Genomic DNA, 15390 nt, shown 5'->3' on the forward strand with positions numbered 1-15390 from the left:
GGGGCGGCGCCCCGCCGTGGAGGTCGGCGCTGGTGCTGGCGGCCGTCCCAGCCAGGTGACCGGGGCACGACCCCCGAGGCCGGGTCCCGAGAAGTAGGGCAGTCCGTCCCCCGGGCCCGAGAAGTACGGCGAGCCGTCGGTCCCGGGTCCCGAGAAGTAGGGAGCGCCCGGGATGCCGGGACCGGAGAAGTAGGGGGCCCCGACGATGCCGCCGGGGGCGGTGAGGGTGATGAGGTGGTTCAGCCCCACCCGGAAGCCGGGGGTCGGATCGGCGAGCTCGCGGTACTTCTGGAGCACGGCCCACGCGTCGGGGGCGGGCTTGGTCGACGACGGGTCCTGCTGGAGGTGGAAACGGGTCACCCATACCTTGGCCGCGAGTTCCTCCAGGGCTGTCCTACCGAGGCTGCTCACGTAGTCCCGGCGCTTGTCCTGCGCTGTCACGGACGTCCCGATGGAGTGGCCGGTCGCCTTCGCGGCCTCGACGAGCGCCTCGAGAGCGGTCCCACCGCCGGACCCCTGGACGAGGAGCTGGTCCGCGACGTATGCCGTGGGGTTCGGCCGGCGGCCCTGTAAGTCCGTGTCCCGGTCCGGGTGCAGGACGTTGGCGCGATACCGGCTCAGGGCGTCGCTGGAGATGGGTGGGGCCGGCGCGCGGTCGAGCTGTTCCTGGGGCCGTGGGTCTCGCGGCGCGGTCCGATATGCCATCGTCTCGACTCTCCTCGTCAGGTTGGCCCCTGCTCGTGTCCGAGCGTAGGACTCTCGCTCAGCGATGGGGAGGACCTGACCGTTGCGCTGATACATCCGGACCGGATCTTTTTCTTTTTCGGGTGGAGGTATCAGGGAGGCGGCCGCGCGACTCCTTGGGGTTGTCAGGCGCGCCGGGGGCGCCTGACGCCTTCGCCGGTGCCCGTCGGGGAGTCACCGGAGGAAGGTGCGGCGCTGCTGGATCCGTCGACGGGGGTTTACGGAGAACCGGCAGCGCCGCACCGGTAGGACACCTTGGGTGAGGGTCTGCTGGGTGTTGTCCGCACGTAGCCTGAGCATCTGCTGCGAAGGTGTTGGTGCACAACAAAATTCGTTGTCATTTCGACTGGCGGCAAGCCGATCTGCGGGAGAGACTGCGCAGATGCCCGGCTCCGGGCGGACCTGACACACGGAGGAGAACCACGTGAACAGAATTGGGGGACGGGCCGCTCTCGGCTCAGTCGTCTGCGTTGGCCTCACGCTTGCCTCGGCAGGCCTTGCCCAGGCCGATGCCGGGGGCCGCAAGGTCATCACCAAGGCGCCCGCGTGGGCGGCGAGCACCCAGCGCACCGGTGCGCCGCCATCGTCGGGGACGCTCCACCTGTCGATGGTGCTCAACCTCAGGGACGCGGCGGGAGCAGAGGCCCTGGCGACCGCCGTCTCGTCACCGGACGGCACGGACAGCGGCGCCTACCTCACCTCCGCGCAGTGGCGCGGCCGGTTCGCGCCGACCGACGCCGACGCCGACACCGTCTCGGCGTGGCTCAGCAGCAGCGGTTTCACCGTGACCGGCTCCCCGGCCAACCACCGGTTCATCACCTTCGACGGGTCCGTCGCCGCCGTCAACGCCGCCTTCGGTTCCCAGCTGGCAACGTTCGCCAAGGACGGCGCGCAGGTGACCGCCCCCAGCGCGGACACCACGGTGCCCTCCGCGGTGGCTCCCCTCATCGCGGGCGTGGCCGGTCTGGACTCCTCCCTCCAGGCCCACCCCAACCACGTCGGGGGGCCGGAGTCCCAGCCGAGCCAGGTCAAGAAGCTGGCCTCGATCGCCCCGAGCACGACAAAGCCCAACGACACGCTGCCCCCTCCGGGCCCGGTCTTCAGGAACGCCACCCCCTGCTCGGCCTACTTCGGCGAGAAACCGGCGACTGGCCTGCCGCAGCTCGTCCCGAACCCGCAGACCTACGCCCCCTGCGGCTACAAGCCGCCGCAGCTGCGGGGCGCCTACGGCGTCGACCAGGCCCTGGGCGCCGGCTACGACGGACGCGGCGCGACGGTGGCCGTGGTGGACGCCTACGCCTCGCCGACCATCCTCGCGGACGCGACAACGTACGCGAAGCGCAACGACCCGCGGCACCCGCTGCGCGGTTACCAGTTCAACCAGTCGCCCCCGGCGACCTTCACCTTCGCCGACGAGTGCGGCGCCTCCGGCTGGTACGGCGAGGAGACCCTCGACGTCGAGGCCGTCCACGCCATGGCCCCGGCCGCGAACATCCTCTACGTCGGCGCGTCGAGCTGCCAGAACGCCGACCTCGTGGCGGCGGTCAACTCCGTGCTCGACAACGACCTCGCCCAGGTCATCACCAACTCCTACGGGTCGGTGGGCGAGCCGAGCACCACGGCCGAGGTCCAGGCCGAGCACCAGTCCGCCCTCCAGGCAGCGGCGCAGGGTGTCAGCCTGCTCTTCTCCTCCGGCGACAGCGGCGACGAGATCGCCAACACGGGATCGCGTCAGGTCGACTACGAGGCCTCCGACCCCTTCGTCACCGCAGTCGGCGGCACGGCGCTGGCCGTGACGAAGACCAACGGCTACGGCTTCGAGCAGGGTTGGGGCACGGGCAAGTCGATCCTGACCAACGGGCAGTGGGGCCCGGTGCCCCCGGCATACCTCTATGGCGGTGGAGGTGGCACAAGCAAGCTCTTCCAGCAGCCGGGTTACCAGAAGGGTGTCGTGCCCGCGGCGATCGCCAACTACTTCGGCACGGGCGCCCACCGGGCCGTCCCGGACGTGGCGATGGTCGGTGACCCGCAGACCGGCTTCCTCGTCGGTCAGACGCAGACGTTCCCGGACCAGTCCCAGCAATACTCGGAGTACCGCATCGGGGGGACGTCGCTGTCCAGCCCGCTCCTCGCCGGGGTGGTCGCGGTCGGCAACCAGGTCAAGGGTGGCAGCCTCGGGTTCCTCAACCCGCGGATGTACAAGCTGGTCGGCACCGACGCCTTCCGGGACGTCAACCACGGCCGGGCCGTTACGGACGCCGTCGTCCGGGTCGACTACGTCAACGGCTTCGACAGTTCGGCGGGCCTGAGGACGTCGCTGCGCACGCTGGGCCAGACAGGGACGATCTACACCCGTCCCGGCTACGACGACGTCACCGGCGTCGGCAGTCCCAACGGGGTCTCCTTCTTGGTGCGGATGGCTGGCGGCGCGGCGGCGGGCGCCCTCACCGGCACGCCGGGTCAGGGTGGCCGGACGCACGGGCCCAGCCCGGCCTCCTGAACGGCGATGACCGACTGAATCGACGGCTGACTGACCTGCGGGGGATCTGCAGGTGGGTCGTGAGGGGCTGGCGTGTAGGCCGCACCAGCCCCTCGCTCGTCCCGGCGCCGTCACGAGGGGGCGTGCGCCGCGCGGCGCGGTCTGGGACACTGGGCCAGCACTGCGCGAGGACCGGCACCGGTGACGAACCAAGCCGGAAGACGGGCAGTTCAGGAGGGCTCGCATAGTGGCCGAGTGCGGCGGTCTTGAAAACCGCTATGGGGTCACACCCATCGTGGGTTCGAATCCCACGCCCTCCGCCACGTGGCGTCCCGGGCCTTGCCCGGAGCTCACGCTCGGGTCCGGGTCCGCCCGGACCCGGGTGACACGATGGGCCGGTGCCCGAGACCCTGAGCGAGCCAGACCTGCCCCGGCCCACCGCGCTCGTGCTTGGCGGCCGCACCTTCGACGCGGGCCACCCTGCGGTCATGGCCATCATCAACCGCACGCCCGACTCCTTCTTCTCCGGCAACCGGCACGCCGGACTCGGGTCCGCTAAGGAGGCGCTCGCCGCAGCCGTGGACCTCGGCGCCGACATCGTCGACGTCGGCGGGGTCCGTGCCGGGGCCGAGGGTGAGGTCGTCTCCGCCGATGAGGAGATCGCCCGGGTCCTGCCCTTCCTCGAGCACGCTCGAGGCTCCTACCCCGAGCTCATCCTCAGCCTCGACACCTGGCGATCCGAGGTGGCCCGGGCCGCCGCGCCGCTCGGGCTGGACCTCGTCAACGACACCTGGGCCGGGCACGACCCCCGGCTCGTCCACGTCGCCGCCGAGATCGGTGCCGGCATCGTCATCTCGCACACCGGCGGTCTGGCGCCGAGGACGGACCCGGTCGACGTCAGCTACGGACCCGACCGGCTCGACGTCGTCCGGGACGTGATCCGGACCCTGAGTGCGGGAGCCGCCACCGCTCAGGCCGCGGGCGTGGACCGGGAGGCGATCCTGGTCGACCCGACGCTCGACTTCGGCAAGACGACGGCCCACTCGCTCGAGGTCCTGCGGCACACCGCGGACATCGTCGCGCTCGGCTTCCCGGTGCTGCAGGCGTTGTCTCGCAAGGATTTCGTCGGCGAGAGCCTCGACCTCCCGGCCGAGGAGCGGCTTGAGGGCAGCCTCGCGGCCACCGCCATCGCCGCCTGGCTGGGCGCCACCGTCTTTCGTGCCCACGACGTGCGGGCGACGCGCCGCCTCGTCGACATGGTCGCGACGATCAGGGGCGACCGTGCCCCGCTGCTCGCCGTCCGGGGCGTGCGCAGAAGCTGACTCCGTCCGGATCGGGGCATGCCCTGGGGCGGTCCCCCGAACGTGTGGGGTCAGCAGGCCTGGCGCACGTTGACGGCGACGCTTCCGTCCGGGGTCCGGGTGGTCGTGCCGCTGGGGGTGGTCGTGGTCTCGCTGGGCGTCGTGGTGGCGTTCGACGGCGTGCTCGACGTGCCGGGCGTCGGCGTGCTCTCGGGCGCGGGGGGGTTGATGGCGGCGTCGACCAGGGCGCGGATCTTGTCGAAGTCGGGGCGGGTCGTGTTGATGTTGTCCTCGGTGAACGTCAGGGAGCTGATCGAGCCCTTCTGCACCCGTTGGACGAGGTCGACCCAGGCCGGCAGGTCGGCCATGCGCACATCGGTGGTGATGTTGTCCTTGGCGACCTGCGCGAGCTCTGGGTACTTGCTGAGCATGGTCGTCGGGTTGACCTGGTCGAGGATGGTCCCGATCAGACAGCGCTGGCGGCGCATCCGGGAGAAATCGTCGGTGGTGAGGCGCGACCGGGCGAACCAGAGGGCCTTGTGCCCGTCGAGCACCTGGTTGCCCGGCTCGATCCAGCCCTCCACACCGGCCAGCGCGCCGTTGCCCAAGTGGTACCCGTTGATCGGCAGCCGCTCCGTGACATTGATCCGCACGCCACCCATGGCGTCGACCAGCGACTCGAAACCGGTGAGGTCGATCACGGTCGAGTAGTCGATGCTCAGACCGGTCACCTCGCCGATGACGCCGCGGATCGCCGTCAGACCCGGGTCGGGGTCGTTCTTGAACAAGGCCTTGTTCTCGACCGCAAGGTTCCAGATCGCGTTGATGAGGCATTCCTCCCCGGGCTTGGCCTGGGGGCAGTAGTAGCCGCTGGGGAACATCGAGTAGAGCGGGCTGCTGAAGGGGAAGGGCGCCCGCTGGAGGTTGCGGGGGATGCTGATGAGCACCGTGTTGCCGGTCTTCGTGTCGAGGCTGGCGACGACCATCGAGTCGGTGCGGATGCCCAGGCGGTCGTTGCCGGCGTCCGAGCCGATCAGCAGCATGTTGACCCGGGGCACGCCCTTCCAGGAGTCCTTTTCCGTCTGGTTCGGCTTCGCCCCGGTCGGGTTGATCTTGCTCGGGGTGTTGCCACCGGCGAAGACGGTGCCCACGACGTCGCGCTGGATGGCGACATAGCGCACGAGCTGCACCGTCGGGGCCGCCACGATCAGGCACACCAGGGCGGTGAAGAACCGCAGACCCACCCGCTGGGCCGTATCGGCCCCGGACGGCTCGGACCCGCGGTGGGTCAAGATGATCGAGAAGATCCAGACCAGGGCGAGGAGGACGGCGACACCGGCGATGGTCAACAGGAGGTCGGGCTGCACGGCGACCGACAGGGCCGTCGTCATCACGCCCCTGCCGACGACGAGCAGACCGAGGGCGACGACGCCGAGGACGAACAGCACCAGCAGGACCCAGCCGAAACGGCGGTAGCGGGTGCGGGTCAGGCCGGCGCCCGGGATGAGCGCCAGGGCAGTCAGTCCCAGCGACCGTCGACCCTGGCGGCTCACGGCCTGACGCTGCAGGGCGCGGTTGCCCTGGGTCTGCCTGCCCCGGTCGTCGGCGGACATTCGGGCCTCTCGTCAGTCGTCCTGCATGAGTTTCGGAGCATACCGTCCACGTCTCGGAGCCCCCCACCTCGCACGATGCGCGTAGCCACCTCGGCGTGGTCCGCGCCGCGGTTTTGGTCAACTCCTCGTCGCGCCGGTAGCCTGTGCTCGCTCCTGGTCACCGCGAGGGTCAGGCGCTGGAGGCGTCGCATAGTGGCCTAGTGCGCCCGCCTGCTAAGCGGGTTGGGGATAACACCCCTCGCGAGTTCAAATCTCGCCGCCTCCGCAGCATCGAGCGCAGGGTCCCCAAGGCCGTCCCGGGGGCCCTGCACCCGGTGGGGACGCGTCAGACCTGGTATGCCGGGTGGCTCAGTCGGTCATCGACCGGGCGTGCGCGCCATGGAAGATCCAGCGCCGCATCGCCAGGAAGCGCACCGCCGTCGACAGCACGTTCGCCACGGCCACCACCAGGACGTCTGCCGTTGTCGACGTGTGCGGCAAGTATGCGGCCAGCAGGGCCAGGGCCCCGCTGCTCGTCGCCCACGTGATCGCGAAGGTTGCCAACGCCTGCACGCGGGGCGGGCGAGTCCCTGCCCGCCGCGCACCCCGAACGTCCAGGCCCGGTTCGCGGCGGTGTTGGCCACCGTGGCCACGGGCCCGCTCGCCTCCCGCTCACCTCCCGCTCGCGTTCGCTGGCCGGACCTGCCTCGCAAGGCCGGGCTGGACGGCGGCAAGGAGCACGGCTGCTCCGGCGAGGCTCATCCAGAGCAGGGCCGGGCCACCGTGCGCCAGGAGCTGGGTCCCCAGGAGCGGCGCGATGACCGCGGCGATGCCCCAGGACACTCCGAAGACGGCCAGGTAGCTGCCCCGCGCGCGCTCCGGGGCGAGCTCGGAGACGATGCTCCACGAGTGGCCGAGGAGCAGGAGGTCGCCGACACTCCAGAACAGGGTGGCGACGATGAAGCCCGGCAACGTCGTGGCCAGGCCGTTGGCGGCGAGACCGACGGCCAGGACGGCATACCCGATCGTCATCGCCTCGAAGCTGGACCGGTCGCGGAGTCGCCGCCAGCGCAGCAGGGGCTGGCCGGCGACGATGGTCACGGCCGAGACGGTGAAGAGGATGCCGGCCTGCGCGGCAGGCAGCCCGCGCGCCGGCAGCGTCAGCGGCAGGGCCATCGTGATCTGGAGGTAGAGGATCGCGAAGCCGGTCCCCGCTGCGAGCATGAGGAGCAGGCGTCGGTCGCGCCATGCCCCTGCGGCCTCGACGGCGCTGCTACCGGTGGCCTCGTGGATGCCGGCGCGGACGACGAACCACACGGTGGCAGCGCAGAGCAGGCAGCTGGCGGCGTCGGCGACGAGAAGCCAGCGCAGGTTGATCCCGCCGAGCCAGGAGGCGAGCAGCCCGGCGGCGACCCCGGCAGCGGCCATCGCCGAGGCGAGCAGCCCGAAGGCGAGCGGGCGCGCCTGCGCGTCGGTGAGGTCGGCGATGATCGCCTGGCTCGGCGGCTCGTAGAGCTCGAAGAAGAGTCCGAGGACGACCACGGCGACCGCCGCCGAGCCCAGCGTGTGGCTCGCCGCGAGCCAGAGCTGGGCGGCGGCACACCCGACGAGTCCGGCGCAGATCGTCGGCGTCCGCCCGATCCGGTCGGCAAGGGCGCCGCCGACGAGCCGGGACGGGATCGTCGCCATCCCGAAGAGGGCGAGCAACCGGCCGGCCGTGGTGACCGAGGCGCCGAGCTCGGCCGTCAGGACGACGCCGAGGAAGGGCAGGGTGAAGGCGCCGAGCCGGTTGACCGCTCTCGCGAGGGTGAGGGCCCAGATCGCCGGCGGGAGGTCCCGGACCCGAGGAGCGGTCATCGGCGCGGCCCCCATCGCTGCTCACGGCGCGAGTATGCCGCGTGACTGGTGAAGTGCGTATGATCAGTCATGATGGGTGAAGGCTAGACAGAGAAAGAGTGACTGGTCAAGTGAACTTCGATAGTCATGTGCTGGCCCTGCTGACGGTGGCCGTGCGACTGGTCAACGAGCTGACCCCCGGTCAGGTCGGCGCGCGGACCGTCGAGGTCCCGCTCGGCCGCTCTCGGGTCGGGGTGGTCGCCGAGGCGCTCTCGGGCAGCGGCCGGCCCCCCCGCGTGACCCAGGACGAGGCGGACCGGTTCGTCGGCACCGCGGCGGACCTGCGAGCCGTGTTCGAGTCGGCCGACGAGGGGCACCTCGACGGTGCGGCGGCCCGGGTCAACGCGCTCCTCGCCACGACGCAGGCCCGACCGCAGCTCGACAAGTTCCCCGACGGCCGGTGGAGCCTGCACTTCCACGGCGCCGACGACTCGCTCGTCGTCGGCTGGGCCGCCGGATGCGCCTCGGCGTTGGCGCTCGCACTTGGCAGCGACCTGGCCGGTCGACTCGGCGTGTGCGACGCGCCGAGCTGCGACCGGGTCTACGTGGACGAGTCGAAGAACGGCACCCGCCGGTTCTGCTCGGCCCGCTGCCAGAGCCGGGTCAAGGCCGCGGCGCACCGCTCCCGCCAGGGCTGAGGCGCGGGCGACGTGGCCCGCCGCGGCACGGCATACGGGTAGCTGGCTGGTGGCCTGCACCTGCGGTGCCCTACCGTCGAGACCATGTCAGCCCCCTCCTGAAAGCGCGCCGCCGAGGCACGTCACGCATCCACCTGATCGACCGTGTCGATCACGCGTGCCCACCCGCTGGTCCCGTGACCATCCCAGGAGCCGTCCGTGCTGTCCTCCCTGCTCTGGCGCCCGCTGCGCCCCGCGGATGCCACCCGCACCTACTACCTGCTGGGCGCCGGGTCGTCCTGCTTCTTCGTCCTGGCCTTCACCCTCAGTCAGGTCTACTACTTCACCGTCGTCGGGCTGAGCCCGCTGGAGATGGTCCTCGTCGGCACCGTCCTCGAGGCGACCTGCTTCCTCTTCGAGGTGCCTACGGGCATCGTCGCGGACCTCTGGAGCCGGCGGCTGTCCGTCATCATCGGCGTGGTCCTCATCGGGCTCGCCGTCCTCCTGCAGGGGCTGGTCCCGACGATCACCGCCGTCCTCGCGGCCCAGGTGATCTGGGGACTCGGCTACACCTTCACGTCCGGCGCGGACGAGGCGTGGATCATCGACGAGATCGGCGAGGACCAGGTCGCCCGGGTGTTCACCCGGGAGCAGCAGCTGCGCCTGGGCCTGACCGTGGTCGCCACCGTGCTTGCCGGCCTGCTGGGCCTGGTCTCCCTGCGCCTGCCGATGGTGGTGGCAGGTGCCGGTTTCCTCGTCCTCGCGGTCGTCCTGCTGCTGGTCATGCCGGAGGAGAACTTCCAGCGGACCCCCCGGGAGGACCGCGAGAGCATGGCGAGCATGGTGGACACCCTGCGCGACGGCCTCTCCGTGGCCCGGCGTCGCCCGGTCGTGCGCTCGTTCTTCCTCGTCACCCTGGTCGTGGGGCTCTCGAGTGAGGCCTTCGACCGGCTCTGGTCCGTGCGGGTCCTCTCCGACTTCATCCTGCCCAGCCTGTGGGGGCTCAGCGGTCCGGTGGTCTGGTTCACCGCCTTCTCACTCATCGGGACGCTGTTCTCGCTGGTCGTCTCCCTCGTGGTGAACCGGGCGGCGCCGGGGTTGGTCCGGGCGATGCACCCCAACTGGCTCCTCGCCTCCCTCGTCGCGGTGCAGGTCGTCGCGGTCGCCGGGGTGGCGCTCCTGGGGAACCTGTGGCTCGCGTTGGCCGCGGTGTGGGGTCGGGACGCCGCGGGCGCGCTGGCGGCGCCGATCCGGTCGGCGTGGCTCAACCGACACCTGGACTCGCGCTCGCGGGCGACGGTGATCTCGATGAACGGCCAGGTGGACGCCATCGGTCAGGTCGTCGGCGGGCCCCCGCTCGGCATCCTTGCGAACCGCACCTCGACGCCGACCGCCCTGGTCGTCAGCGCCCTGGTGCTGGCCCCGGCCGTCGCCGTCTACGGCCGGCTCCGCGCCCCGGCCCAGCGGCCGGCGGCGGAGCCGACGACACCCGGGTCCGAGCCGAAGACGCCCGGGACCAATGACGGGACCCACATGGACGGGTGAGCGGGGGATTGACGACCTGGCGCCGCTGTGTCCCGTCGCTCGACCCGGGTCAGGCGGGGAGCAGGACCGAGAAGGTCGTGTCGCCGGGGCTGCTCGCCAGCTCGACGGTGCCGCCATGGGCCTGGGCGACGGCCGCGACGATGGACAGGCCCAGGCCGGTGCTGCCGGCCGCTCGGTTGCGGGAGGTGTCACCGCGGGCGAACCGCTGGAAGACGTTCTGCTGCAGTTCTGCCGGGACGCCCGGGCCGTTGTCCTGCACGCTGATCCGGACCCGGTCACCCTCCCGGGCGAGCTGGGTGCGGACCGTCGTCCCCGGCGCGGTATGGGTGCGGGCGTTGGCCAGCAGGTTGGCGACGATCTGGTGCAGCCGGGCCGGGTCACCGCGGACCTCCACCGGGTCGTCCGGCAGGTCGAGCTGCCACGAGTGGGCAGGCGAGGCCGCATGGGCGTCACTGACCGCGTTGACGACCATCTCGGACAGGTCGACCTCCTCCTCGTCGAGCGGGCGACCCGCATCGATCCGGGCCAGCAGCAGCAGGTCGTCGACGAGGGACGACATCCGCATCGCCTCGGACTCGACCCGCGCCAGGGCGTGGCTCACGGTGGCCGGGATCGGCTCGGGCTCCTTGCGCGTCAGCTCGGCGTATCCGCGGATCGAGGCCAACGGCGTGCGCAGCTCGTGGCTGGCGTCGGCGACGAACTGGCGCACCCGCTGCTCGCTCTGGTGGCGGGCGTTGAGCGCCTCGTCGATGTGCTCGAGCATGTTGTTGAGGGCGGCACCGACCTGCCCCACCTCGGTGCGGGTGTCGGTGTCCGCGGCGGGCACGCGCTCGGCCAGCGCCACGCTGCCGGTGTCCAGCGGCAGGTGGGCGACGCGGGTCGCGGTGGCCGCGACCCGGTCGAGCGGCTTGAGGTTGCGGCGGACCAGCCAGGTGCCGGCGAGGCCGACCCCGACGAGGCCGACGATGATCCCGGCGGCGGCGATCCGGACCATGTTGCCGATCGTCGCCTCCTGTGACGCTCGGGGCAGACCGACCACGACGACGGCGGGGAAGACGGCGCCGTCCCGGGTCACGACCTGGCCCTGCTTGGCGAGGACCCGGTAGGAGCCCAGACGGCCCCCGAGCTGGATGGTGGTGGGCTCGGGAGGCAGACCTGCCCCTGCGAGCGCGGCCAGCTCGGCGCTCGTCAGGGCGACGAGGCCGCTCGTGCGATCGGATGCCGTGCCCAGCGAGACGAAGGCGCCGGTGGTGCTGAGATAGGCCTGCAGCCCTTGGTCGCCCGGGCCTCGCCGGCCGGCATCGTCCGAGGGTGGCTGCCCCGAGCCGTGGTCGAACCGGTCGATGGAGCTCTGGAGCTGGGCGTCCACCTGTCGGGTGAGGAACGTGTCGAGGGCGACGACGGTGAAGGCACCGGACGCGACGCTGATGACGGCGAAGAGGCCGAGCACCGACGCGACGAGCTTGGCGCGCAGCGTCCACGCCGACGGCGATCGCCAGCTCGGCAGGCGGGAGCGCCCCGCACGCGCCGGGGCGACCACCGGCTGCGGTGGGGGAGACGGCATACCGACGTCGGTCATGGCGGGTTGGTCCGGCGGCTCAGACGGTGGGCTTGAGGACGTAGCCCACCCCCCGCATGGTGTGGATCATCGGCTCACGGCCGGCGTCGACCTTCTTCCGCAGGTAGGAGATGTAGAGCTCCACGACGTTGGCCTGGCCGCCGAAGTCGTAGTTCCAGACCCGGTCGAGGATCTGCGCCTTGGACAGCACCCGCTTGGGGTTGCGCATGAGGTAGCGCAGCAGCTCGAACTCGGTGGCCGTGAGGTTGATGGCGTCACCGCCGCGGATGACCTCGTGGCTGTCCTCGTCGAGGCTGAGGTCGCCGACGACGAGCGTCGAGTCCTCGTCCTGCGTGGCCATGACCGCGGTCCGGCGCATCAGGGCGCGGAGCCGGGCGACGACCTCCTCGAGGCTGAACGGCTTGGTGACGTAGTCGTCGCCGCCGGCCGTCAGCCCGGCGATGCGGTCCTCGACGGCGTCGCGGGCGGTGAGGAACAGGACCGGGATCCGGTCGTTGTGCTCGCGCATCCGGCGCAGCACCTCGAGGCCGTCCATGTCGGGCAGCATCATGTCGAGGGCGACGGCGTCGGGCTCGAACTCACGGGCCGCCCGGACGGCCGCCATGCCGGAGCCGGCCGACTTGACCTCCCAGCCCTCGTAGCGCAGCGCCATGCTGAGCAGCTCGGTGAGGTTGTGCTCGTCATCGACGACCAGGACCCGAGGCGGGGTGCCGTCGAGCCGTTGAAGCTTCTGGGCCTTCGCCGGTGCGTTGTTCATGATGTCAAGAATGCCGCTCCAGGCTTGGGGTGGCATATGGCATTCCTGTGCTCTTCCTGTGCACGTTCTGTGGCAGCGGTCTCGAGACGTCATCGGGTGCCACAATCGGGTGACCGGAGAGGTGGGCACAGACCCCACGTTCTGTTATCGTTGTCGCGGTTGCAGTTATAGTTCCTCGCACGACGAAGACTTGCCCGCCATCGCGCGGGTTTCTTTTTTAGGCATCGGGCCCAGCCCGGGCCTGTTGGGGGTTCCAAACCGCAGCTGGAGGTCCACGACCTGTGGACCTCGCCGGTTGATCAGGAAAGAGTTATCCCCATGGCACAAGGCACCGTGAAGTGGTTCAACGCTGAGAAGGGCTTCGGCTTCATCGAGCAGGATGGTGGCGGTCCGGACGTGTTCGTCCACTACTCCGCCATCGAGTCCAACGGCTACCGCTCCCTCGACGAGGCCCAGCGCGTTCAGTTCGAGGTCACGCAGGGCCCGAAGGGCCCGCAGGCCGAGAAGGTCACCGCGATCTGAGATCGTGCACCTTCGCTGACGCGTTCAGCACCGACGAAGCCCCCGACCCGCGAGGTCGGGGGCTTCGTTGCGTCCGAGGGCGTCAGCGCGCCTTGGGGGAGGTCTGCTCCACGCCGACGCGGGCCTTGAGGGCGTCGAGCTCGCTCCAGAGCTGGGTCGGGAGATCGTCGCCGAACTTGTCGAACCACTCCTGGATCTGAGGGATCTCGGCCGCCCACTCAGCGTCGTCGACGGCTAGGGCCTTCTGGATGTCGGCGTCGGACAGGCCCAGTCCCTCGGTGTCGAGCGACTCAGGCGTCGGCACGTGCCCGATGGCGGTCTCGACGGCGGCGGCCTTGCCCTCGATGCGCTCGATGGCCCACTTCAGCACCCGCGAGTTCTCGCCGAAGCCCGGCCAGAGGTAGCCGCCGTCCTCGTCGCGACGGAACCAGTTGACGTAGAAGATCCGCGGCAGCCTGGCCGCGTCGGCGCCCTTGCCGAGGTTGAGCCAATGACCTAGGTAGTCGCCGGCGTTGTAGCCGATGAAGGGCAGCATCGCCATCGGGTCGCGGCGGACGACACCGACCTCCCCCGTGGCTGCGGCCGTCGTCTCCGACGACAGTGTCGCGCCCAAGAACGTGCCGTGGGTCCAGTCGCGGGCCTCCGTGACCAGCGGCACGGTCGTCTTGCGCCGCCCACCGAAGAAAATCGCCGAGATCGGCACCCCGTTGGGATTGTCGTACTCCGGCGCGAGGATCGGGCACTGCTCGATCGGCGTGCAGTAGCGCGAGTTCGGGTGCGCCGCAAGCTCGTTTGAGTCGGGGGTCCAGTCCTCGCCCTTCCAGGACGTCGCGTGGGCCGGGGTGTTCTCCAGGCCCTCCCACCAGATATCGCCGTCTTCGGTCAGCGCGACGTTGGTGAAGATCGAGTTGCCCTGGTCCATGGTGCGCATCGCGTTGGGATTGGTCTTCTCGTTGGTGCCGGGGGCCACCCCGAAGAAGCCGAACTCGGGGTTCACGGCATACAGGCGACCGTCCTCACCGAAGCGCATCCAGGCGATGTCGTCACCGAGGGTCTCGACCGTCCAGCCGGCGACGGTCGGGGCCAGCATGGCGAGATTGGTCTTGCCGCAGGCGCTGGGGAAGGCGGCCGCGATGTAGTAGACCTGCTGCTCGGGCGAGGTGAGCTTGAGGATGAGCATGTGCTCGGCGAGCCAGCCCTCGTCACGCGCGACGGCCGAGGCGATGCGCAGGGCGTAGCACTTCTTGCCCAGCAGTGCGTTGCCGCCGTAGCCCGACCCGTAGGACCAGATCATCCGCTCCTCGGGGAACTGGACGATGTACTTCGTGTCGTTGCACGGCCACGTGACGTCCGCCTGGCCGGGCTCGAGCGGGGCGCCGATGGAGTGCAGGGCCGGGACGAAGTCGGCGTCGATCTCCTCCATCCGGCGCAGGATGGTGTCGCCGCAGCGGCACATCACGCGCATCGAGACCACGACGTACTCGGAGTCGGTGATCTCGACGCCGAACATCGGGTGCTCGGCGTCGAGGTGGCCCATGACGAAGGGGATGACATACATCGTGCGGCCCTTCATGGACCCCGCGTAGAGCTCACGCATGACGCTCTTCATCTCGTCCGGGGCCATCCAGTTGTTCGTGGGGCCGGCATCCTCCTCCTTGACGGAGCAGATGAAGGTGCGGTCCTCCACGCGGGCGACATCGGTGGGGTCGGACGCCGCCCAGAACGAGTTGGGCCTCAGCTCGTCGTTGAGCCGGACGAAGGTGCCCGCGTCCACGAGCTTCGTCGTGAGCTGCGTCCACTCCTGCTCGGAGCCGGTGACCCACTGGACCTGGTCCGGGGTGGTCAGCCGGGCGATCTCGTCAACCCAGGCGGCGAGTCGTTTGTGAGTCGTGGTCATCTGCTGTGGCCATCCCTTTCACCCGGGCCGCCCCATTCGGGGGCAGGTCCCGCGATCTGCAGTGGTCGCGCGCCCGGCACGGAGAGCCCCTTGATCGACAGTCCGACACGCTGACGCTGTGATCACTTCAAGGTAGCCGGTGGCCAGTGGGCTGCACGCCAGATGCCGCGGGGGCCGCGGTGAGACCAGTCACAACTCACGGGTGGGGCCCCTGGCTTGTCGCTTTCTTGCAGAATCTTGCTGAGGATGGCTGAAAGCACGTATCCGAGCTCAAACCGATCGGGGTATGCCGCGTGCTCGCCGTCCGTGGGGAGCACGGAGAACCGATTTCGTGCAGGGACGAAGGAAACGGTAGTCTTTCCCGTCGTTGTCCCCTGCGCATTGGGTGACGACGGGACGTCGGCGCCCGTAGCTCAACGGATAGAGCATCTGACTACGGATCAGAAGGTTGGGGGTTCGAA

At 70.4% G+C, this 15390-nt stretch carries 12 protein-coding genes and 2 tRNA genes; 7 read left to right on the top strand and 7 right to left on the bottom strand.

The features are described 5' to 3' along the window. On the bottom strand, positions 1 to 705 hold a 705-nt coding region (locus ACLL9L_RS09335), incomplete at its 3' end, for a hypothetical protein (protein ID WP_411284376.1). A gap of 463 nt (positions 706 to 1168) precedes the next feature. Between ACLL9L_RS09335 and ACLL9L_RS09340 the strand changes: the two genes are divergently transcribed. The 3 genes from ACLL9L_RS09340 to folP all read left to right on the top strand — a co-directional run bounded on the left by ACLL9L_RS09340 (position 1169) and on the right by folP (position 4545). After that, positions 1169 to 3244, top strand: a complete 2076-nt coding sequence (locus ACLL9L_RS09340; protein ID WP_411284377.1) for a protease pro-enzyme activation domain-containing protein — start codon at positions 1169 to 1171, stop codon at positions 3242 to 3244. A 212-nt stretch (positions 3245 to 3456) separates the two neighbouring features. Continuing rightward, a tRNA-Ser gene (locus ACLL9L_RS09345) sits at positions 3457 to 3546 on the top strand. Positions 3547 to 3621: 75 nt separating this feature from the next. Beyond that, positions 3622 to 4545 carry a dihydropteroate synthase gene (gene folP, locus ACLL9L_RS09350; RefSeq protein WP_411284378.1) on the top strand — a complete coding sequence of 308 codons (924 nt, stop codon included), beginning with the start codon at positions 3622 to 3624 and terminating at the stop codon, positions 4543 to 4545. 50 nt (positions 4546 to 4595) lie between these two features. On the opposite strand, the gene ACLL9L_RS09355 is transcribed toward folP, so the two are convergent. Next, the gene (locus ACLL9L_RS09355) at positions 4596 to 6137 is read right to left on the bottom strand and encodes an LCP family protein (protein WP_411284379.1); all 1542 of its coding nucleotides are present in this window, start codon (positions 6135 to 6137) and stop codon (positions 4596 to 4598) included. Between the two features lie 178 nt (positions 6138 to 6315). On the opposite strand from ACLL9L_RS09355, the gene ACLL9L_RS09360 reads away from it, so the two are divergent. Further along, positions 6316 to 6402: transfer RNA gene (locus ACLL9L_RS09360), tRNA-Ser, on the top strand. 83 nt (positions 6403 to 6485) lie between these two features. Here ACLL9L_RS09360 and ACLL9L_RS09365 read toward each other — a convergent pair. Next, a complete protein-coding gene (locus tag ACLL9L_RS09365; protein ID WP_411284380.1) occupies positions 6486 to 6689 on the bottom strand; it encodes a hypothetical protein in 204 nt (67 codons plus the stop codon). A gap of 99 nt (positions 6690 to 6788) precedes the next feature. Next, positions 6789 to 7973, bottom strand: coding sequence for an MFS transporter (locus ACLL9L_RS09370; protein ID WP_411284381.1), 1185 nt, complete (start codon positions 7971 to 7973; stop codon positions 6789 to 6791). A gap of 110 nt (positions 7974 to 8083) precedes the next feature. Between ACLL9L_RS09370 and ACLL9L_RS09375 the strand changes: the two genes are divergently transcribed. Both ACLL9L_RS09375 and ACLL9L_RS09380 read left to right on the top strand, forming a co-directional pair. Further along, complete coding sequence (locus tag ACLL9L_RS09375) at positions 8084 to 8650, top strand: CGNR zinc finger domain-containing protein (protein ID WP_411284382.1); 567 nt, start codon at positions 8084 to 8086, stop codon at positions 8648 to 8650. 198 nt (positions 8651 to 8848) lie between these two features. Further along, the gene (locus tag ACLL9L_RS09380; protein WP_411284383.1) at positions 8849 to 10174 is read left to right on the top strand and encodes an MFS transporter; all 1326 of its coding nucleotides are present in this window, start codon (positions 8849 to 8851) and stop codon (positions 10172 to 10174) included. Positions 10175 to 10223: 49 nt separating this feature from the next. Here ACLL9L_RS09380 and ACLL9L_RS09385 read toward each other — a convergent pair whose 3' ends face one another. Beyond that, positions 10224 to 11753 (bottom strand): sensor histidine kinase, encoded by a 1530-nt coding sequence (locus ACLL9L_RS09385; RefSeq protein ID WP_411284384.1) that lies wholly within the window; start codon positions 11751 to 11753, stop codon positions 10224 to 10226. Positions 11754 to 11772: 19 nt separating this feature from the next. Further along, complete coding sequence (locus ACLL9L_RS09390; RefSeq protein ID WP_411284385.1) at positions 11773 to 12510, bottom strand: response regulator transcription factor; 738 nt, start codon at positions 12508 to 12510, stop codon at positions 11773 to 11775. Between the two features lie 318 nt (positions 12511 to 12828). Between ACLL9L_RS09390 and ACLL9L_RS09395 the strand changes: the two genes are divergently transcribed. Continuing rightward, the gene (locus ACLL9L_RS09395; protein WP_411284386.1) at positions 12829 to 13032 is read left to right on the top strand and encodes a cold-shock protein; all 204 of its coding nucleotides are present in this window, start codon (positions 12829 to 12831) and stop codon (positions 13030 to 13032) included. 82 nt (positions 13033 to 13114) lie between these two features. Here ACLL9L_RS09395 and ACLL9L_RS09400 read toward each other — a convergent pair whose 3' ends face one another. Further along, positions 13115 to 14929: a phosphoenolpyruvate carboxykinase (GTP) gene (locus tag ACLL9L_RS09400; protein WP_411284387.1), complete on the bottom strand. Its 1815-nt coding sequence runs from the start codon at positions 14927 to 14929 to the stop codon at positions 13115 to 13117. Positions 14930 to 15390 lie beyond the last annotated feature (461 nt).

It is taken from the genome of Lapillicoccus sp. (genome assembly GCF_046595215.1).
Lineage (GTDB): Bacteria > Actinomycetota > Actinomycetes > Actinomycetales > Dermatophilaceae > Lapillicoccus.